The sequence below is a fragment of the Planotetraspora phitsanulokensis genome (assembly GCF_016863295.1).
GTDB lineage: Bacteria > Actinomycetota > Actinomycetes > Streptosporangiales > Streptosporangiaceae > Planotetraspora > Planotetraspora phitsanulokensis.
The window spans coordinates 20,381-40,305 of record NZ_BOOP01000029.1 but is presented as its reverse complement, the minus strand read 5'-3'; the positions used below and the strand labels follow the sequence as shown (position 1 = coordinate 40,305).

General features: G+C 72.3%; 15 protein-coding genes. 5 read left to right on the top strand and 10 right to left on the bottom strand.

Features of this window, described 5'->3' with window-relative positions; translation table 11 throughout:
- Nucleotides 1–21 precede the first annotated feature (21 nt).
- From Pph01_RS29070 to Pph01_RS29060, 3 genes are all read right to left on the bottom strand, one after another.
- Nucleotides 22–1,290 (bottom strand): MFS transporter, encoded by a 1,269-nt coding sequence (locus tag Pph01_RS29070; RefSeq protein ID WP_204076352.1) that lies wholly within the window; start codon nt 1,288–1,290, stop codon nt 22–24.
- 91 nt (nt 1,291–1,381) lie between these two features.
- A complete protein-coding gene (locus tag Pph01_RS29065; RefSeq protein WP_203884875.1) occupies nt 1,382–1,846 on the bottom strand; it encodes a hypothetical protein in 465 nt (154 codons plus the stop codon).
- Nucleotides 1,847–1,849: 3 nt separating this feature from the next.
- Nucleotides 1,850–4,039, bottom strand: coding sequence for a molybdopterin-dependent oxidoreductase (locus tag Pph01_RS29060; protein ID WP_239117099.1), 2,190 nt, complete (start codon nt 4,037–4,039; stop codon nt 1,850–1,852).
- Between the two features lie 289 nt (nt 4,040–4,328).
- Here Pph01_RS29060 and Pph01_RS29055 point away from each other — a divergent pair, with 289 nt between their 5' ends.
- The 3 genes from Pph01_RS29055 (at nt 4,329) to Pph01_RS29045 (ending at nt 10,827) form a co-directional block, all read left to right on the top strand.
- Entirely contained in the window at nt 4,329–7,232 is a 2,904-nt protein-coding gene (locus Pph01_RS29055) for a helix-turn-helix transcriptional regulator (protein WP_204076350.1), read from the top strand.
- 86 nt (nt 7,233–7,318) lie between these two features.
- On the top strand, nt 7,319–8,434 hold the full coding sequence (locus Pph01_RS29050; RefSeq protein WP_204076349.1) for an alpha/beta hydrolase: 1,116 nt from the start codon (nt 7,319–7,321) through the stop codon (nt 8,432–8,434).
- 56 nt (nt 8,435–8,490) lie between these two features.
- Nucleotides 8,491–10,827 (top strand): FAD-dependent oxidoreductase, encoded by a 2,337-nt coding sequence (locus Pph01_RS29045; protein ID WP_204076348.1) that lies wholly within the window; start codon nt 8,491–8,493, stop codon nt 10,825–10,827.
- Here the strand turns inward: Pph01_RS29045 and ligD are convergent.
- From ligD to Pph01_RS29030, 3 genes are all read right to left on the bottom strand, one after another.
- A complete protein-coding gene (gene ligD, locus Pph01_RS29040) occupies nt 10,803–11,981 on the bottom strand; it encodes a non-homologous end-joining DNA ligase (protein WP_204076347.1) in 1,179 nt (392 codons plus the stop codon). The genes Pph01_RS29045 and ligD overlap by 25 nt on opposite strands.
- 30 nt (nt 11,982–12,011) lie before the next feature.
- Entirely contained in the window at nt 12,012–13,010 is a 999-nt protein-coding gene (locus Pph01_RS29035; RefSeq protein ID WP_204076346.1) for a phosphotransferase enzyme family protein, read from the bottom strand.
- A 136-nt stretch (nt 13,011–13,146) separates the two neighbouring features.
- Nucleotides 13,147–14,025 carry a ribokinase gene (locus tag Pph01_RS29030; protein WP_204076479.1) on the bottom strand — a complete coding sequence of 293 codons (879 nt, stop codon included), beginning with the start codon at nt 14,023–14,025 and terminating at the stop codon, nt 13,147–13,149.
- A gap of 333 nt (nt 14,026–14,358) precedes the next feature.
- Here Pph01_RS29030 and Pph01_RS29025 point away from each other — a divergent pair, with 333 nt between their 5' ends.
- Nucleotides 14,359–15,132 carry a sirohydrochlorin chelatase gene (locus Pph01_RS29025; protein ID WP_239117098.1) on the top strand — a complete coding sequence of 258 codons (774 nt, stop codon included), beginning with the start codon at nt 14,359–14,361 and terminating at the stop codon, nt 15,130–15,132.
- Between the two features lie 34 nt (nt 15,133–15,166).
- On the opposite strand, the gene Pph01_RS29020 is transcribed toward Pph01_RS29025, so the two are convergent.
- A complete protein-coding gene (locus Pph01_RS29020; RefSeq protein WP_239117097.1) occupies nt 15,167–15,556 on the bottom strand; it encodes a DUF2203 domain-containing protein in 390 nt (129 codons plus the stop codon).
- A gap of 380 nt (nt 15,557–15,936) precedes the next feature.
- A complete protein-coding gene (locus Pph01_RS29015; RefSeq protein WP_204076343.1) occupies nt 15,937–16,800 on the bottom strand; it encodes a helix-turn-helix transcriptional regulator in 864 nt (287 codons plus the stop codon).
- A 107-nt stretch (nt 16,801–16,907) separates the two neighbouring features.
- Between Pph01_RS29015 and Pph01_RS29010 the strand changes: the two genes are divergently transcribed.
- Complete coding sequence (locus tag Pph01_RS29010) at nt 16,908–18,290, top strand: MFS transporter (RefSeq protein WP_204076342.1); 1,383 nt, start codon at nt 16,908–16,910, stop codon at nt 18,288–18,290.
- Here Pph01_RS29010 and Pph01_RS29005 read toward each other — a convergent pair.
- Nucleotides 18,277–19,206: a GNAT family N-acetyltransferase gene (locus Pph01_RS29005; protein ID WP_204076341.1), complete on the bottom strand. Its 930-nt coding sequence runs from the start codon at nt 19,204–19,206 to the stop codon at nt 18,277–18,279. The genes Pph01_RS29010 and Pph01_RS29005 overlap by 14 nt on opposite strands.
- Nucleotides 19,207–19,268: 62 nt before the next feature.
- Entirely contained in the window at nt 19,269–19,895 is a 627-nt protein-coding gene (locus Pph01_RS29000) for a TetR/AcrR family transcriptional regulator (protein ID WP_204076340.1), read from the bottom strand.
- Nucleotides 19,896–19,925: the final 30 nt, after the last annotated feature.

Here is a 19,925-nt window from a genome sequence, read left to right as displayed (position 1 = left end):
AAGGGTAGATCACCTTGGGGATCACGCGGTCTCGGCGCCGAGTCCCTCCGGACGGGGCCGTCGCACCGGCGTCAGCGTGGCCACCACGGCGATCACCACGCACGTGAGCCCGGCGACCAGGCACGCCGCGGCCACACCATGCCGTGAGGCCGCCCAGGTGAGGAGGGCGGCGCCGAGCGGCCCGAGGGCCGAGTGGACCGTCCAGAAGGCCGACGTCACCCGGCCGAGCAGCGCGTCGGGAGTGACCTCCTGCCGCAGCGACATGGAGGAGATCCCCGCCGCGCCGGTGCAGAAGAGGAAGACGGTCGCCAGCACCGCCACCGCCGGGACGCTCGCCGCCAGGCCGATCCCGGCGACCGCGAGGCCGCCCAGGGCGTAACAGCCGATCCACAGCGGGCCGAAGCCCAGGGACCTGCGCAGGGCGGGTGCCAGGAGAGCGGCCGCCAGCGTTCCCGCGGTCGCCGCCGCCAGCACGTACCCGGCCGCGGAGTCGGGCTGCTCCAGGTCGTGCTTGAGGTGGTAGATCAGCACGTCGGACATGCCGTACGTGACGAAGGTCAGGACCGACAGCAGCACCGTCAGCGTCCGCAGGACCGGGTGCCGCCACAGGAACCGCGCGCCGGCGAGGAAGTCGGAGAAGGCCCCCCGCCGCGCTCCCCCGAGCTCGGCGGCCGCCGGCGCGGGAGTCGCCCGCGCACGCGGGCGCACCAGGCAGAGGCCGGCGGCGGAGACGGCGAAGGTCGCCGCGTCGATTCCGATCGCGGCGGCGGGACCGAGCAGCGCGGAGACCGTGCCGCCGAGCGCGGGACCGACGAGGCTCGCCACGGCGTACGTCCCGTAGAGATGGCTGTTGGCCTTCATGACCTGGCCCTCGGCGACGAGGGCGGGCACCACGGTGACGTACGTCACCTCGAAGACCATCCCGATGGCGGCCCCGAGCGGCACGATCACGAAGATCAGCCAGGTCTGCGGGGAGACCAGCCAGACGATCGGGATGACCGCGTACAGGACGGCCCGGACGGCGTCACAGGCGATCAGCAGGCGGCGGCGGTCCAGCCGGTCGGCGATCGCCCCCGCGAACACTCCGGCGACGATGGCCGCCGCGCCCGCCAGGGCGGTCACGAGCCCCATCTGCGTGACCGACCCCGTCGCGTGGAAGACGAGCAGGGGCAGCGCGACCGCGGAGAAGGAGTCGCCGGCGACCGACAGGGTCTGGACCCCCGTGAAGATCAGGAAGCCGCGGTTGGCCCGCAGCGGCGGTGAGATCTCCGGTTCCTCGTCCCCCGCCACCCCGGCATCCCTCCGCACGATCTTGTTCCGGCCGCGTCAACGCTAGGCGCGGCGCCGGGGAACCGCAACGGCCGGCGGGCCGTACGGCAGGTCAGGACGCCACAACCAGGGCCTGCGGCGCGGCGTGCCGCATGCGGGTGCGCAACCACAGGAGCTGGACGGCGAGCTCGCCCCCGCAGCGGCGGACCACGTCGAGCAACTCGTCGTCGCGCGCGCCCAGGGCGCCCTGGGCGATCATCGCGCAGGCGATGTCGCACTCGGTGACCAGGAGGTAGAGGTCGTGCAGGTCGCGCAGCAGCCCGAGCCCTCCGGGCCTGGTCCCCGCGAACAGCGGCTGGTGCAGTCGTTCCGGCTCCTGGGCGGGCGACGTCCACGGCTCGTAACGCCGGACGAACGGCTCCAGCCATCTGGCCTGGTCACGGCACTGTACGGCCAGGCGCTCGCAGACGCCGTACATGTCGGGCTCGTGTGGATGGCCGCGCCTGATCTCGCGGAACGCCTCCGCCAGCGCGGTCTGGGACCTGTGGAGCAGCCGCAGGTAGTGGGCGAGGTGCATCGCTCATACCTCCTCTAGCCGTTGGGAGACCTCAACAGGCACGACGCCGTCCGCCCCAGCACCTCCTCTCACGTCCGCGAGCTCGGCGGCTTCGGCGTCCGTGGCGGCGTCCGGCGTCACCGGCACGGTCGCCACGCTGTATATCGGCTGTTTGGACACCGGATCCCAGTAGAGCGGGCGCCCGTCTCCGATCGCCTCGGACGAGGGCTCGTAGTCCACGGCGTGGAGGAACGCACGCCCACGCGGCTCCCTGGCGTGGTAGTACTCCGCGCCCCACTCGGCGCCTGTCGCGAGATCGTGTCCGAAGCTCTGGCAGACGCCGGGGTCGGTGGCGAACCGCCCGCCCGCGTAGAGCCGCTCGGCGCCGTGGCCCGTCGACGGGGTGCACGGCCACTGGATTCCGCCGGCCCCCCGCAGCCGGTCGTAGGTGATGCCGGTGTAGTCGCACGGCCGGCCCTTCGAGCAGGCCTTCCACGCCTCGAACGCCGACTCCGCGTCGTGCCAGGCGATGAGGGGCGCCCCGTCCCGGTCGCGGAAGTCCATCCGCCGGGCGTAGTCGAGGAAGACGTCCAGGTCGGCCCGGGCCTCCCCGGGGGGTTCCACGGCCCTCTCGCAGAGGTGGACCGTCCGGTCGGCGCCGGTGACGGTCCCCGGCTTCTCCCCCCAGCCCGCAGCGGGGAGGACGACGTCGGCCAGCCGGGCGGTCTCGGTCAGGTAGAGGTCCTGGACGACGAGGAACAGCTCCTCGCTCTCGAGGACCCTGCGGACCCGGTCGGCGTGGGGCAGCGCGACCACCGGGTCGGCGGCGGAGATCCACAGCAGCCGGATCGAGCCCTGCTCGGCGTAGCGGAAGATCTGCATGGCGTGGGTCGGCGGCCCCCAGTGCGGGATGGCCGCGGGTTCGACGTTCCACAACTCGGCGAGCTCCCGCACGTGGTCCGGGTTCTCCCAGTTGCGCATCCCCGGGAGGTCGCCGCTCGCGCCCGTCTCCCTGGCGTGCTGACCGGCGGGCCGGCCCGTCATCTGGAACACTCCCGCGCCCGGGCGGCCGAGCATCCCGCGGAGCAGGTGGAGGTTGTTGACCTGACAGGCCGCCGCCGTCGCCTGGTTGGACCGGTAGAAGCCCGGCAGGAGGGTCGACACCAGCCGCTCGCAGGAGCCGAGGATCTCGGCGGCCTGCTCGATCAGGGCCGCGGGGACGGCGCAGATCTCGGCCGCCCGCTTGGGCGGGTAGGCCTCGACGACCCGGCAGAGTTCGGCGAAGCCGATCGTGTGCCTGGCCACGTACGCCGCGTCGACGCGGTTGCCGGCGATCAGTTCGTGCAGCAGCGCGTTCATCAGGGCGATGTTGGTGCCGGAGCGGACGGGCAGGTGGACGTCGGCTTCCTTGGCCACCTGCGCGTCCCGCGAATCCACCGCGATCATGGCGGGCGGGCGCGGGCCCAGGCGACGGTCGAGCATCCGTTCCCACACCACCCGGGACTCGGCCATGTCGTGCCCCCACAGGGCGATGGCGTCGCAGTGGTCCACGTCGGTGTAGGAGCCGGGCTGCCCGTCCGCGCCGAAGCTCGCCTTGAGCGCGGCGGCGGCCGTCGCGTCGCCGACGCGGGTGCTGCCGTCGACATGAGGTGTGGCGATCCCGGCCTTGGCGATCACCGCGAGCGTGTAGTGCTCCTCGAGGAGCAGCCTGCCGCCCGTGTAGAAGCCGAGGCGGCCCCAGCCTCCCGGCGGGCCGAGCAGTTCCTTCGACCGGCGGACGATCGTGTCCATCGCCGTGTCCCAGTCGCACTCGGCCAGCCGGCCCTCCTGCCTGATCATCGGGCGGGTCAGCCGGACGCCGTCGCCCGCCGTCGACGGGCCGTGCCGGTCCCGGGGGTCGATCCGGCCGTGGTTGACGCGGTCCACCGCCCGGCCGCGGACGCCCACGATCCGACCGTCCCGCACCCCGATGTCGAGCGCGTCGCCGCTCGAGTGGGTGGCCGAGACGTTCTGGACCCAGGCGTCGACGTCGGCCTCGGTCACACCCTCGTCGAGGAAGGTGTCGACCCGCACGGGCCAGGGGCTGCCGAGGCCGATCTCCGCGGGAAGCGCGTCACGCAGGCGTCCCGGCAGTGCCGCGGCGAGCCGTTCCACCCCACCCGGAGGTCCGTACGGCGTGCGCCTTCCCCCGTGGTCGGCGATCGGCTCAGGCACCTGGCACCTCCGCGGTGACGCGACAGCTCCGACATTGCTACATGCATTGCTACATGGCAGCCACATGGCTGAGACGACCTGCGCGAACGAGGCTGCTCGTACCCGGCGGCGCATCGCTGACCCCGGAAACGGGAGAACTGACCGGTTTCTTTTCGAATAATTTCCATAGGGGGTTAATGACGTTGTGTGTCCGGTGTGGGGGGAGCATGATCTGTAAAGTGCGTTTACTGAGGAATGTCGGCGCGAGCGATCGGGACCTCGGGCGTCTCCGCGTCGCTGTGGGGTGGGAATGGACGGTCGTACGACCTCGCCGGCCGTGACCGGCTCTCCCGCGCCTGCGCCAGGCGCACCGGCAGGGCCTCTGGTCGGACGGCGGGACGCACTGGACATGTTGCGGAGCGCGCTGAGCATCGGCGACGGCTTCCGGTTCCTGACCCTGGTCGGCGACCCCGGAGCGGGCAAGACGCGGCTGCTGTCCGAACTGATGACCATGGCCGCCGCGCAGGGGTTCACCACCCTGTGGGGAAGAGCCGCAGAGTACGAGCAGGTCATGCCGTACAGCGCGCTGGTGGACGCACTCGACGACCACATCGACGCCCGGCACGCGGACGTCGTCGACGCCGTCGGAGCCGCGCAGGCCGCCATGCTGGCCGGGGTGTTCCCCGCCCTGGCCGCGCAGGACACCGGCGAGGGCGTCGCCGACGACCGCAGCGGACTGGCCCGCTACCGGCTCTACCGCGCCCTGCGCCAGATGATCGACGCCCTGGCCGGGTCCAAGGGGCTCGTCCTCATCCTCGACGACGTCCACTGGGCCGACGAGAGCTCCATGGAGTTCCTCGACCACGTCGTCCGGCACCCTCCGGGCGGTCCCGTGCTGGTGGCCGCGGCCTACCGGCCGGCGCAGGCACCGCCGCGCCTGGCCACGCTCGTCACCGCGGCCGGGCCGCGCGGCCACGAGGTCGCGGTCGGGCCGCTCAGCCGCGCGGAGGTCGAGGAGTTCCTCGGCCCCGAGGTCGCCCGCAGCCGCGGCAAGGCCCTCTACGACGCCAGCGGGGGCAACCCGTTCTACCTCGAGGCCCTCGCGCGGATGGACCACACCGAGGCGGGGGAGCTGCCGCCCACCGTGCCGGCCGTGCTCCAGGTCGAGCTCGGCGTCCTGTCCCCCCACGCGCTGCGGGTCGCGCAGGCGGCCGCGGTGGCCGCGGACGAATTCGAGCCGGCGATCGCCGCCGTGGCCGCCGAGGTGTCCCAGGCCACGGCCCTTGCCGCCATCGACGAGCTCGTGGAGCGCGACATCGTCAGGACCCGCGGCGGGCGTTTCCGCTTCCGGCATCCCCTCGTCCGGTGGGCCGCCTACGAGTCGGCCGCGGCCGGCTGGCGTGTGGGCGCCCACGCGCGGATCGCCGCCCACCTGGCCGAGCTGGGCGCGCCCTCCACCGTCCAGGCCCACCACGTGCAGCATTCCGGTTCCTTCGGGGACCACAAGGCCGTCGGCGTCCTGCTCGCGGCCGCCCGGACGGTGATCACGCAGGCGCCCGCCACCTCGGCCCACTGGCTGCAGGCCGCGCTGCGGCTCATGCCGGACGACCACTCGACGCGTGAGGACCGCCTGGCCCTGCTGATGGAGCTCAGCTGGGCGCAGGGCGTCAGCGGGAGGCTGGCAGAGGGCCGCGACACCGCGCGCGAGCTGCTGCGGCTCCTCCCCGGTGACGACTATCCGCGCAGAGGCCGGGCCGCACGGGTGTGCGCCCTCATGGAGCGCCAGCTCGACCGCCCGCAGGAGGCCCGCGCGCTGCTCCTCGACGAGCTGAGCCGCATGCCCAACCCGCGGTCGGCCGCCGCGGTGCCCCTGCGGATGCGGCTGGTCGCGGAGAGCCTCATGCGCGTCGACTTCCGCGCCGCCCAGGCCGTCCTCGACCTGATGCCGGACGCGGCCGAGGACTGGGAGCCCGGCCTCGCCGTCGCGGTGGCCGCGCTCCGCCCGATGCCGGCCTACGCGGCGGGCCGCGCCGCCGACGCGCTCGGGTACGCCCAGGCGGCCGACCGCCTTCTCGCCTCCGTGCCCGACGACCATCTCGCGGAGTGGCTCGACGCCATCGCCTGGCTGTGCTGGGCGGAGATCAACCTCGGCCGGTACGGCGACGCGCTGCGCCACTTCGACCGGGCGGCGGAGGTGGCCCGCGCGACCGGCCAGAGCTACATCCTCACCAACCTGCTCGCCGGCCGGGCCAAGACGCTCGTGACGATGGGACGGCTGGCCGAGTCGATGGCCACCGCCGAGGAGTCCGTGGAGGGCGCCCGGCTGCTCGACTCGGGGCAGCAGCTCGTGTTCGCGCTCACTCAGGTCTGCCTGGCCGCGTCGTGGGCGGGTGACGACGAAACCGCGCTGCTCGCGGGGAACGAGGCCGTGCAGCGCGGCGTCGGAGGCGGCGAGGTGTGGGGGGCCCAGGCCCGCTACGCGCGGGGACAGGCGCTGATCAACGCGGGGCGGCTGGAGGAGGGCGCCGAGGCCGTCCTCGACGCGTGCGACCGGTTCGAGGCGCCGCGCCTCGACCGGGCGACGCTGACGGCGTCGTGCGAGGTCCTGGCCCGGGTGGCGGCGTCTCGCGGCGACGACACCGAGGCGATGTCGTGGGCGGCGCGCGCGGCGCAGCTCGACGACCGGGGACTGGAGACGTCGTCCGGGATCGTCCCCCTCGCGCGGGCCCACGCGTTGCGCGACAAGGACCCGGCGGCCGCGGCCGCCGCCGCGGAGGAGGCGGCCCGCCTCCTGTCAGCGGGACAGCGCGACCTCGACGCCGGCCGGGCCCTGCTGACGGCCGGGCTCGCCCACATAGAGGCCGGCGACAGGAGCGCGGCGCGCGACAGCCTCAGGTCGGCCGCCGCCGCGTTCGACGCGTGCGGTGCGCGGGGCCTCAAGGCGCAGACCGACCGTGAGCTGCGCCGCCTCGGCGTCCGCGTGAGCGGCGCGCCGAGCGCGGCCGGCGCCGGCCGGGAGGCCGCGGATCTCGGGCTGTCGCCGAGGGAGCTCGAGGTGGCCCGGCTGGTCGCGGAAGGGCTCACGAACCAGCAGATCGCGCAGCGGCTGTTCCTCAGCGTGCGGACGATCGAGACCCATCTGTCCCGCATCTTCACCAAGCTCGACGTCTCGTCGCGGGTGGGCGTGGCCACCGCGCTCAACCGGCGCCACTGACGTCTCACCACGAGTACGGGTTTTCCACGATGCCGCCGGACACCGCCGGATTGGGATCGTTGGCCTGGGCCAAGGAGGACGATCAGATGGAACACCGAATTCCCCGGTTCACGCTTGACGGCGTGCGGGAAGCCGAGGTCTCGGTCCATCCGTTCGCCACCGAGGACGAGTTGGGGCTCACGCTGACCCGGTTCCGCCGGGCGGGAGGTCCGACGGCGGAGGGGACGCCGGACGACGTGGTCCTGCTCATCCATGGCCTGACCTCGTCGAGTGACATGTTCATCATGCCGGAGCACACCAATCTGGTCGGGTTCCTGCACGAGAACGGTTTCGGCGACGTATGGGCGCTGGACTTCCGGATGAGCAACCGGTTCCCGTACAACGTCGAGACGCGCAGGCACACGCTGGACGACATCGCCCATTTCGATTACCCGGCAGCACTGCGTGAACTCCGCCGCCATGTGGGGGCGCGGCGGATTCACGTGGTCGCACACTGCCTCGGGTCGTTGTCGTTCAGCATGAGCCTGTTCGCCGGGGCGGTCGACGGGATCGCGAGCATGGTCGCCAACAGCGTGGCGCTGACGCCGCGCGTGCACCGGTGGTCCAGGGTCAAGCTGTCCCTGGGGCCCGTGCTGATGGAGTACGGCACGGGCCTGTCCTACCTCGATCCGCGGTTCAAGGACGCGCCGCCGCTGACCCGCCGCTGGCTGCTGGCCCGGGCGGTCTCGTTCCTCCATCCCGAGTGCGACGAGCCGGCCTGCCACATGCAGAGCTTCATGTGGGGCAGCGGCAAGCCCGCGATGTACCGCCACGGCAACCTGCGGCCGGAGACCCACCTGCACGAGCGCCTCGCCGACCTCAACGGCGCGTGCGACATGCACTACTACCGGCACGTCCACAAGATGGTGGCGGCCGGGCAGGCGGTCAGGTTCGACCCCGGGGATCGCCGGCACGACGACCTGGGGGACGACTACCTGGCGGCGGCGGCCGACGTCACGACGCCGATCCTGCTCATGACCGGCGACCACAACGACGTCTTCACCGACTCCAACATCGTGTGCCACGAGAGGTTGTCCGAGGCCGCACCCGGACGGCACGAGCTGCGGATCGTTCCCGGCTACGGGCACATCGACACGCTGATCGGCAAGGACGCGCACCTGGACGTGTTCCCGCACATCCTCGACTTCATCAAGCGGCACTAGACCGGCTCTGGCCACTCGGCCACTCGGCGCACGGGGCGATACGGAAAGCGAAAGAGATGGAACACGTCGACGCGGTGGTGGTCGGCTCGGGTTTCGGCGGCGCTGTGGCGGCCTACCGGCTCGCCGAGGCGGGACTGTCGGTGGTGGTGCTCGAACGGGGCAGGCCGTACCCTCCGGGCTCGTTCCCCCGCAGCCCCTCGGAGCTGGGGCAGGCCTTCTGGGATCCGCGTGAGGGCCTGCACGGCCTGTTCGACGTGTGGAGCTTCCGCGACTGCGACTCGGTGGTGTCCAGCGGGCTCGGCGGCGGCTCGCTCATCTACGCGAACGTGCTGCTGCGCAAGGAGGAGAGCTGGTTCGTCCGGGACGAGCCCCTTCCCGGCGGCGGATACGAGTCCTGGCCGGTGACCCGGGCCGACCTCGACCCCCACTACGACGTGGTCGAGCGCATGATCGGCGCGACGCCGTACCCGCTCGGCCATCCGAGCTACGACGACACGCTGAAGACGCTGGCGATGCGCGACGCCGCCGCGGAGCTGGGGCTCGACTGGCGGCTGCCGCCCCTCGCGGTCAGCTTCGCCCCCTCACCCGGCGCGGAGCCCGGGCTCGGGCTGCCGATCGTCGACCCGGTGTACGGCAACGCCCACGGCGTGCCCCGCCGTACGTGCCGGTTGTGCGGGGAGTGCGACATCGGGTGCAACGACGGCGCGAAGAACAGCCTCGACCACACCTACCTGGCCGCCGCCCGCCGCAACGGCGCGGACCTGCGCACCCTCCATGAGGTGCGGGCCATCCGGCCCAGCGTCGGCGGCGGCTACGACGTCGACTACGTCGAGCACATGCCGCGCGCGGAGAACGAGGACGGCCCGCGCCGCGGACTCTGGACCGGCCCGCACACGATCAGCTGCGACCGTCTCGTCCTGGCCGCCGGCACGTACGGGACGACCTCGCTGCTGCTGAAGAACCGCGCGCGGTTCCCCCGCCTGAGCGAGGCGCTGGGCACCCGGTACTCGGGCAACGGCGACCTGCTGTCGTTCCTGCTCCGCGCCAAGGACCGGACCAGGACCAGGCCCATCAACGCGAGCCGCGGCCCGGTCATCACGAGCGCCATCAGGCTGGCCGACGGCGACGAGGGCCGGGGCGCCTACATCGAGGACGGCGGCTACCCCTCGTTCGTCGACTTCCTCGTCGAGGGCGCCAGCGTGGGAAGCGAGCTCGGCAGGGCCGCCCGGTTCCTGCTGGAGCGGCTGCGCGGCCTGGTGACCCACGACACCAACCTGTCCGCCGAGATCGCCGGGCTCATCGGCCCGGGCGAGCTGTCCGGGACTTCGCTGCCGCTCCTCGGGATGGGCCGCGACGTGCCCGACGGTGTGCTCAGGCTGCGCGACGGCCGGCTCGACGTGGTCTGGACGGCGGAGACCAGCGAGGAGTATTTCGACCGGGTCCGCTCGACGATGCGGCGGATCAGCGACGTGCTGGGCGCCGAGTACGCCGACAGCCCGTCGTGGCGGCACAAGCGGGTCATGACCGTCCATCCGCTCGGCGGGGCTCCCATGGGCCGCCATCCCGGGGAGGGCGTCTGCGACGCCTACGGGGAGGTCTTCGGCTACCCCGGGCTCTACATCGCGGACGGCGCGGCGATGCCGGGACCGGTCGGCGCCAACCCGGCGCTCACGATCGCGGCCCTGTCCGACCGCATGTCGACGCGCATCCTCGAGAACCGGCGGACCGCCGCCCTCGAGGCGCCGCGGGCGAAGGCCGCCGTGCCCGCGTGGGACGCGGGCTCCCCCGGCGACCCGACGTCGTTGTGGTTCGTCGAGGAGATGCGCGGGTCCCTCGCGGTGGGCAGGACCGATCCGCACTCGCGGATGGGCACGTCCGAGGCGGGCCAGTTCATGTTCCGCCTCACCATCACGGCCGACGACGTGCAGCGCTTCCTCACCGAGCCGGAGCATCAGGCCAGGGCCGAGGGCTGGGTCGAGTCCGGGATGTGCGGGGGCAGGCGCCCGATCACCCGCGGCTGGTTCAACCTGTTCGTGCCCGGGGACTCGCCCGACCGCAGGGAGATGCGCTACCGGCTGCACTTCTGGGACTCGGAGAACCGGCCGCGCACCCTCGCGGGGTGGAAGGACGTCCACCACGGCCCGCCCACCCGGTTGTGGCTGGACACCTCAACGCTGTACGCCCGGCTGCTGGAGGGCCACGTCGAGGAGGGCGCGGACGACGACGCCAAGGTCATCGCCGCGGGCACGCTGCACATCCTGCCCACCGACCTGGTCAAGATGCTGACGACGTTCCGCACCGCGGGCCCCGACGGGCCGTCCTCACTGGCCCGCTTCTGCGGGTTCTTCCTCGGCGAACTGTGGGAGATCTACCGGCCGCGCCACGGGTCGTAGTCGACTTCGAGGGGTTCCTGGGCGGGCCGCTCCTCTTCGGGGACGTGCTGCAGGTTCACCCGGATCCGCGTCCAGTTGGTGCTGCTGCCGCGCATCGAGTCGACCAGGACGTCGGCGGGTTCGAGCCGGGCGGCGGCCTCGGGATGCCTGGCCTTCCAGCGCTCGAGGCCGGCCATGGCCTCCTCCTTGGTCTCGGCCCTGGCGATCTCGATCAGTGGCATGACGGACACGCGGCGTCCGGTTCCCTTGGGCGCCGCCGGACGCGGCTCCTGGCCGTCGGCCAGTTCGAGGAGGCCGTCGAGCGAGCCGGCCTGCTCCCGCATCCCCGCCCATGGGTCGCCGGCCTCGCCGTACCTGTCGGGCACGGTCGCCAGGGTGAACTCGTCCGGCCTGCGCCGCTCGACCTCGTCCCACGCGAGCGGGGTGGAGACCAGGCCCGTGGGGCGGACCGAGTAGGCCGAGGCCACGGTCCTGTCTCTGGCGTTCTGGTTGAAGTCGACGAAGACGCCCTCGCGCTCCTCCTTCCACCACCGGCTCGTGGCGACGCCGGGCGCCCTGCGCTCCACCTCGCGGGCGACGGCCTCGGCGGCCCGCCGTACGTCGCGGAAGGCCCAGCGGGGCTCGATGGCCGCGTAGACGTGGAAACCGCGGGAGCCGGACGTCTTGGGCCAGGCGGTCAGGCCGTGCTCCTCCAGCACGTCCCTGGCGACGAGGGCGACCGAGACGATCTGCTCCCATTCGATCCCCGGCACCGGGTCGAGATCGATCCTCAGCTCGTCCGGATGGTCGAGGTCCTCGGCGCGGACGGGATGCGGATTGAGGTCGACGCAGCCGAGGTTGACCGTCCACAGCAGATGGGCGAGGTCACGCATGACGACCTCGTCGGCCGTGCGGCCGGAGGGGTAGCTCAGCTCGACGACCTCGACCCAGGGGGGCCGCTTGGACGGCGCCCGCTTCTGGAAGAAGGCCGCCTGGTCGGTGCCGTGGACGAACCGTTTGAGGATCACCGGCCGGTCGGCCACGCCGCGGAGCGCGCCCTCGGCGACGACCTGGTAGTAGGCGATGAGGTCCCGCTTCGTGTGCCCGGTCTGCGGGAAGACCACCCGGTCAGGATTGGTGATCTTCACTTCCCTGCCGTCGACCTCCAGCGTCATGCCGCCACGATACGTCGCGGCCTCCCATGATCACGGAGTTGCCAGGTAGCGCTCGGCGAGTTCGCACGTGCCTCGGGTGTATCCCGCGCCGAGTTCGCGCGCGACGTCGACCGCGGAGTGGGAGCCGATCCAGCCGACGAGCAGCAGACGGCGGAACATGACGAACGTCCAGATCTCGTCCTCGTCGGCGGGCGGCAGGTCGGCCACGGACCGGTAGCCGCGCACCCACGAGTCGATCATCTCGGGCACCCGCGGGTCGTGCTCGATGAAGCTGACGGCCGCGCCGAAGTCGTAGAGGTACCACCCCATGCCGCAGTCGTCGAAGTCGATGACGCTGGTCCCGGCCTCGCCGTCCACGAGCAGGTTGGCCAGGCGCAGGTCGGCGTGGATCAGTCCGTAGCGCTCCGGTCCCGCGCCGAAACGCAGCAGCCGGTCGCGCAGCCTCGCCTCCAGCCGGGTGAGGACGGCGCGGGCCTCGGCGTCCATACCGGGACCGTCCCGCCAGCTCCCCCAGCGCGGGGAGGCGCCGAAGGCCGCGTCGAGGTCCCAGTGGAAGCGGGTGAACTCCGGCGGCCGGGTCCACCCGCGGGCGTGGAGGTGCATCCGCGCCGTGATCGCGCCGAGCGGCTCGAAGTCCTCGACCAGCCGGTCCAGCGGCGGCTCGCCGCCGGGCAGGAACTCGAACATCACGCACTGGCGGGTGTCGGCTCCCGGGGTCTCGACGGTGACGATCCTGGACCCGTCGCGCGCGGGGATCACCCCCGGCGTGCGCACCCCCGCCTCGACCCGCAGCGCCCGGGCCCAGTCGAGCTCGGACGCGATCGCCCGGGGCGAGTGGTAGCCGAGCCGGTGGACGCGCAGGACGGTGCGGACGCCGCCGTCGTCGACGGTGAAGGTGGCGTTCTCCGACACGTTGATGAGGCGGACCTCCGCGTCGGGCGCCACGTCGTAGTGACGCAGAGCGCGCCGGGCGACCGCCTCCACGTGGGCGAGGACACCGTCTCCCGCGGACAGGTCGTGGATCCCCATGCGCTCCCCCGTCAGCCGGTCACCTGAACGTCACAGGCTCCCAAATTCAGCGGCCGGCGACAAAACGGGAGATGTTCCGCCGTGCTCACCGAGGCGTGGACTCAGCCCGACGCCGACCGGCTCGGGGAATCAGGAGTCAGGTCGTCAGAGCCGCGTCGATCTCGGCGCGGGTGGGCATGGACGTGCTCGCCCCCTCCCGTTGCACGGACAGGGCCGCCGCGGTCGCGGCGAAGCGCAGGGCCTCCGCGTTGGACCGGCCCTCGGCGCGGGCCACGCAGAGCGCGCCGACGAAGGTGTCGCCCGCGGCGGTCGTGTCCACTGCCCGCACCGGCACGGCGGGCACACGCAGGCGCTCCCCCCCGCGTGATCCGTACAGGGCGCCCTCGGACCCGAGGGTGACGACCGCCTCCGGCACACGCTCAAGCAACGCGTCGAGCGCCTCCTCCGGGTCGGCCCGACCGGTGATCGCCCGCGCCTCGTGCTCGTTCGGGACGATCAGTGCAACGGCGTCGAGCAGTTCGCGCGGGAGTTCCCGGACCGGCGAGGGAGTGAGGACGACGGGCGCCCGGGCGGCCCGTGCGGTCGCCACCACGGCCGCTATGGGGAGCTCCAACTGGAGCAGCAACGCGTCGGAGCGGCCGATCACCTCGAGATCCTCCGCCGAGGCGCCCGTGACGGAGCCGTTAGCGCCGGGGATGACGATGATCGAGTTGGATCCGTCGTCGTCCACGACGATCTGGGCGATGCCGGAGGAGCCCGGGACCGTCCTGAGGCCCCTCACGTCGACCCCCGCGGACTCCAGCCCCCGCCGCATCACGGGGCCGAAGGCGTCGTCCCCCACCGCGCCGAAGAAGGCGACGTCCGCACCCGCCCGGGCCGCGGCCGTCGCCTGGTTGGCGCCCTTGCCCCCGGGGATCGTCGCGAACGCCCTGCCCGCCACGGTCTCACCGCGCCGGGGAGCCCTCGCGGTGTAGGCGACCAGATCCATGTTGGCGCTGCCGAAAACCGAGATCATCATCCGTCCTCTCCCATGCCCGCCCAGGCTCTCACGTCTCCGGCGGGGGTCTGCGCGGGGCTGAGAGCCACCCAGGACGGCCAGGCCGGGTTCTCCCAGGCGAGGATCACCCCGTCCCGCGAACGGCCCTTCCAGCGCCTCGCGGGAGGCGGCTCCGTCCCGGGGGACCGGACGCGAATGATCACCCGTCGGCAACAAGCCGCGCGTTGGTTCTGCTATTGGCGCTGATTCGCCCTAGAATCCGCCGATGTGAACGAAGGTCACGAAGAGCCGCCAAAGCTCCCTATCCGGGAGCGATCCTCCCGAATGGGTAGCGGCCGTCACCGACGGCCGTTGCCGGCGAACCTGCCGGCCGACGCCCCCTCTCTGGTCCTGGCGGTCCCGGGGAAGGCCGGCGAGGTGGCGACCGAGGTGGCCGCCGTCATCAAGCTCGACAACCCCCAGATCGACCTTCGTCTCGTCTCCCTCGGCGACGGCGGCGCCGACCTCATCACGGAGTTCTCCGCGATATCGGCCGAGCGCACCGCCGAGGGCCCGTCCGCCGTGGTCGTCCCCCTCGTCACGGGGCCCCACCCGCGCGTGCTGCGCGCCGTCCGGGACGCCGTGACGCAGAGCGAGGCCACCGTCAAGGTCACCGAGCCTCTCGGCCCGCACCCGCTGCTCGCCGAGGCGCTGCACATCCGGCTGTCCGAGGCCGGCCTGGCCCGCGCCGACCGCATGCGCCTGTTCAACGTCACCTCGCCCGTCGACGGGATCATCGTCACGACGGCGGGAGGCGACGAGGCGGCGCGCGACGCCGAGAGGACCGTCGTCGTCCTGCTGGCCTCCCGGCTCACGCTGCCGGTGGTGGCCGCGTCGCTGGACGGCGTGCCGACGGTCAGGGACGCGGCCGAGCGGTTGCGGAAGATCGGCGCGAACCGGCTGGCCGTGGCGCCCTACGTCATCGGGCCCGAGGCGGACGCCGACCGCATCACGGCCGCCGCGGAGTCGATCGAAGCGGGCTGTTCCTCGCCTCTGGGCGCCCACGAGGCCGTGGCCAGGATGGTGTGCGTGCGCTACGGCGCCGCGCTGGGCGACCTTCCCGACTTCGACGACCTCGCGGAGTAGCGTCCCCGCCCGCGCCGGGCGGGGCACGCCCAGGTCAGGCTGGCGACTGAATGTGGTCGCCGAGGAGGGGCCTGCGGCCCGCGAAGCCCAGTTCGCTGCGGTGGTACCAGGCCAGCTCCTCCTCCCCCTCCATCCAGCACAGCCGGACGGAGACGCCGTCGTCCAGCACGGCGGGGAAATCGATGAGCACGGGGGCGACCCCCTTGATCTCCATGCCCTCGGCGGCGAACCAGCTGAGGATCTCGTCCATCCGCGCCTCGAACGCCTTGGACTCGGGAATCCCCCCGATGGCGGAGAGCCCCGACTGTTTCAGGTCGTAGGAGAGCTCCGCCAGATCGGCCCGTAACGTGACGAGCTCGCGGACGTGTTCGAGCACCTTCGGCAACAGCGACTTGGCCTCTTCTACGGTGAAGATCCTGTCCACCTCATTCGGCGACGTTCGGCAGGGCTCGGCAACGCTTCGACGGGCGGAAAGCGCCATACCGCGGTGAAAAGCGGTTACATGCGACGCGCTGGGTGGTTTGTACTCCCGGCAGCGATCATGTGTCAAGGAATTGCAGGGCCACGCAACAAACGCCCGTCCGGCCCCGCCGATCCCCCGTTTCACTTGACCGCGCCGATACCCCCGGTTGACCGCGATCCGGGCGCAATATGTCACACCTCCTTCCACCGTGGCAGCCGTTTCCGCCGAAACGCAGGATTGGCGCCAGAGATGTTGCTACCCGTTTGGGGTAAATGCGAAGATTCGCGGGACCCGGTGTGCGACGACGGGAGGATCTTCCCCTGATGGGCGATGCGACGGCTCTACGCCACGTCATGCTCACAGGCCGGCGTCCCCGGATGCGCCCGCACCCATTCGATCCGCTGCTTGCTCTCGTCGTCCATCGGGCTGTAGACGACGAGCCGCGTCTCCTGTGGCGACGACAGGGCCAGGCTGGTGGAGTTCGCCCGGATGAGCCCGGCGGACGTGTGCTTAAGGATCTTCATCCGGCTGCCCGGCCTGGCCACGTCGTGCGTCGCCCACATCCGGGCGAACTCGGGGCTCTCCGCGCACAGCCGGGACACCAGTGCCGTCCACGCCGGCTCGCCCGCGTGCCGGGCGTAGGCCCCCCGCAGGGCGGCGACCATCTGCGGCAACTCCTGCTCCCGGTTGAGGATCGGGCAGCAGCAGCCCGGCATGGCGAACACCAGCCACAGCACGTTGCGGCAGCACGACGGCTGACGGATGAGGTTGGGGAAGAAGGCGGCGTAGGCGGCGTTCCAGGCGAGGAGGTCGTAGCGGCTGTTGTACACGCAGGCGGGCACCGGGTCGAGGTGCCCGAGGATCTGGTGGATCTCGGGGTCCAGCTCGTCGTCCGCGCCCGGTTCGACCACCTCCGGCAGGTCGGCCAGCCGGTAGAGGTGCTCCCGCTCGGCGGAATCCATCCGCAGCGTCCGCGCGATCGCGTCCAGCACCTGCACGGACGCGTTGATCGGCCGGCCCTGCTCGAGCCAGGTGTACCAGGTGACGCCCACCCCGGCCAGCTGCGCGACCTCCTCGCGCCGCAACCCCGGCGTACGGCGGCGCGTGCCCGGCGGCAGCCCCACGTCCTGGGGTGTGACGCGCTCCCGCCTGCTCCGCAGGAACGAGGCGAGCTGGTCCCGCCTGGTGTCCGTGGCCGTCGCCATGCTCGTCCTCCCGTTCCGGCTGACGGCGGCGCGCACAGCCTGGTGGTGCCAGTACCAGTATCAGCAGGCTCTCGTTACTGGTACCGGGGCCTCCCCATGATGACACCATGACTACCCTCGCAACAGCCGCGCCCCCGGCGCAGCGGTCGAGGTCATGGCTGCTCACCGTCATCCTCGCCGGGCAGTTCATGGCGATCCTCGACGTCTCCATCGTCAACGTCGCGGCCCCCACGCTGCGTACGGACCTGAACGCCAGCGGATCCGCTCTCCAGCTCGTCATCTCGGGCTACACCATCGCGTACGCGATGCTCCTCATCACCGGCGCCCGCCTCGGCGGCCTGGTGGGATATCGGAAGTTCTTCCTCTACGGCCTCGGCCTGTTCACCGTCGCCTCGCTGATGTGCGGGCTGGCCCCGTCCGCCGACCTTCTGATCGCCTTCCGGCTCCTGCAGGGCGCGGGAGCCGCCCTGATGGTCCCGCAGGTGCTCAGCCTGATCCAGCTCTCCTTCGACGGCGCGGCCCGGCTGAAGGCGATCAGCGTCTACGCGGCGGTCATCTCCGGCGCCGCCGTCGTGGGCCAGGTGCTCGGCGGCCTGCTGGTGACCGCCGACCTCTTCGGCACGTCGTGGCGCCCGGTCTTCCTGGTCAACGTGCCGATCGGCGTCGTCCTGCTCATCGTGGGCGGCAGGCTGCTGCCCACCGGCCATGTGCCCCGCGAGCAGGGCGTCGACGTGCCCGGCCTGGTCACGCTCTCACTCGCCGTGTCGCTGCTGGTCGTTCCCCTCGTGCTCGGCCACGAGCAGGACTGGCCGCTGTGGGGCTGGATCTCCATGGCCGCGTCGGTCGTGGTGTTCTGCGTGTTCCTCCTCGTGGAGCGGCGGGCCAGGCATCCGCTCGTCCCCGGCAACCTGTTGCGTACGCCGGGGGTCTCCCCCGCGGCGGCCGGCATCTTCCTGGTCATGGTCACCTACGGCGGCTACCTGTTCACGATGGCCCTGCATCTTCAGGGCGCGCTCGGCGACAGCGCCCTGCGCGCCGGTCTGCTGTTCATTCCAGCGGCGGCCACGTTCGGCCTGACCAGCCTCAACTGGAAGCGCCTGCCCGCCCGCCTGCACCGGCCGATGATCGTGTCGGCCACCGTCGTGACGGCGCTCGGCGAGCTCGGCCTCGCGGCCGTCCTGTCCGACGGCGGCCACCACGAGGTGCTGCTCGAGCTGCTCTTCGCCGTCATCGGAACCGGCATGGCGGGCGCGTTCAGCCCGCTGATGGCGGTGGCTCTCGCCCATGTCCCGCAGTCGGAGGCTCCGGACGCCAGCGGGCTGATGGCCATGATGCTCCAGCTCGGCCAGGTCGTCGGTGTCGCCGCCTTCGGCACCCTGTTCCTCAGCCTGACACCGTCGGCGCACGCCATCACCGTGACCTCCGTCGGGCTGGCCGCCACGTCCCTCGCCGCCGGCGTCGTCGCCCTTCCCCTGCTCAGGAGGCGCTGACCTCCTTCCGCCACACGTCGATGGCGAGCACGGGGCGCATGCCGACGGACAGATAGAGGCCGAGCGCGGGGGTGGTGTTGTTGGAGTCGACGTGCAGGATCGTGCCCGCCCTCCCCCGCCGCTCGTCGGCCGCGAAGGCGTGCCCGAGCAGCAGCCTGCCGAGCCCCCGCCCCCGGAAGCGCGGGAGCACGGCGAGCGTCCTGACGTAGCCGCAGTTCGCGTCTTCGACGAAGTGGTCGGTGCCGAGCAGCATCGCCGCCGGCTCGCCGTCGAGGCGAGCGACCAGGAGCTGGTTCCAGTCGTTGGCGCTGGACGCCTCCATCGCCTCGACCCACTCCTCGAACGTCCGGGGGACGAACCCGAAGTGCCGGGCGAACCCCTCCTGCTGGATCCCGTGGGCCGTGCGCATCAACTGGCGGTCGCCGGGAGAGCCGGTCTCCACACTCGCCCCGGGCACGGGGACCGGCGCGGGCGCGGGGAAGTCGATCCGCATCCGATGGAAGCTGGTGGCCGGGGCGAACCCCCGCTCGCCCGCGGCCGCCCGCATGGCCGCGTCCTGCTCGTAGACGGCGATGTCCATCCGCACCCGCGGGTGGCCCGCCTCCTGGGCGAGCCGCGGCGCCCGTTCCGTCACGGCATCCCACAGCAGGTCCGCGGCCTGCGGAGTCCTGGCACGCACGTCCATGTCGACGATGTCGCCGCCCCCCTGCCGCTGGGCCCATCCCCAGCCGAGGATCCGGTCGCCCTCGTGGACCAGCCAGCTGTCGTTGCCGAGGTCGAGCTCCTCCAGCAGGTCGGAGACGTCGGCCAGGGTCATGTCCGGCCTGCCGATGACCGCGGTGTCGTGCTCGGCGACCAAATCGTGGACCGCCTCGGCGTCGGAGACGGCCGGACGCCTGGTGTGGAATGTGCTCATCCGGCAGTTCTACGCCGTACGGCGGGGTTCGCGCCTACGAATATCGGCGGCTGTCCGCGGCGTCAGAACAGCGCCCGGCCGGCGGCCTCGACGAGCCACTCCTCGGCCTGGGAGTAGGTCCACCCGTTGTCTTCCACGAGGGTGAAGAGCCCGGAGTAGCCGAAGTAGAACCACAGGATGTCGTCGGCGCCCTTGGCGTCCAGTCCCGGGCGCAGCGCTCCGAGCTCGGCCAGCCGCCGCCCCGCGAAGGCGTTGCCCGCCCGGTAGCGGGCCGTCGCGGTCTTCAGGCTCTCGGCGACCGCCTGGTCGTGCGGCGCGGTGGCGATCATGACGCGCATGATGTCGCCGAACTCCTGCCGCATCTCCCGGGTCACCGTCGCGACGGTGCGCAGGATCGCGACCGGGTCGTCGAGCCGCTCGATGCGCTCCAGGGTGGCCGCGACGACGGGCGCGGTCGTCCAGGCGTCCATCAGCGTGCGCAGCAGCCCCTGCTTGCCGCCGGCCACCGCGTACACGGTCGCGGGCGCCACCCGGGCGGCCCGCGCGATGTCGTCCACCTTCGTGGCGAAGAAGCCCCGCTCGGCGAACAGCCGGCGGGACGCGTCCACGATGGCCTGCCGGGTCGCCTCCGCGTACTCGGCCCTGCGGCTGACCTGGCCCCCGCTCCTGTCGGCCGTGCCGTCACTCACGGGCGCCACATTACCGCGCGCCTCTCGGCC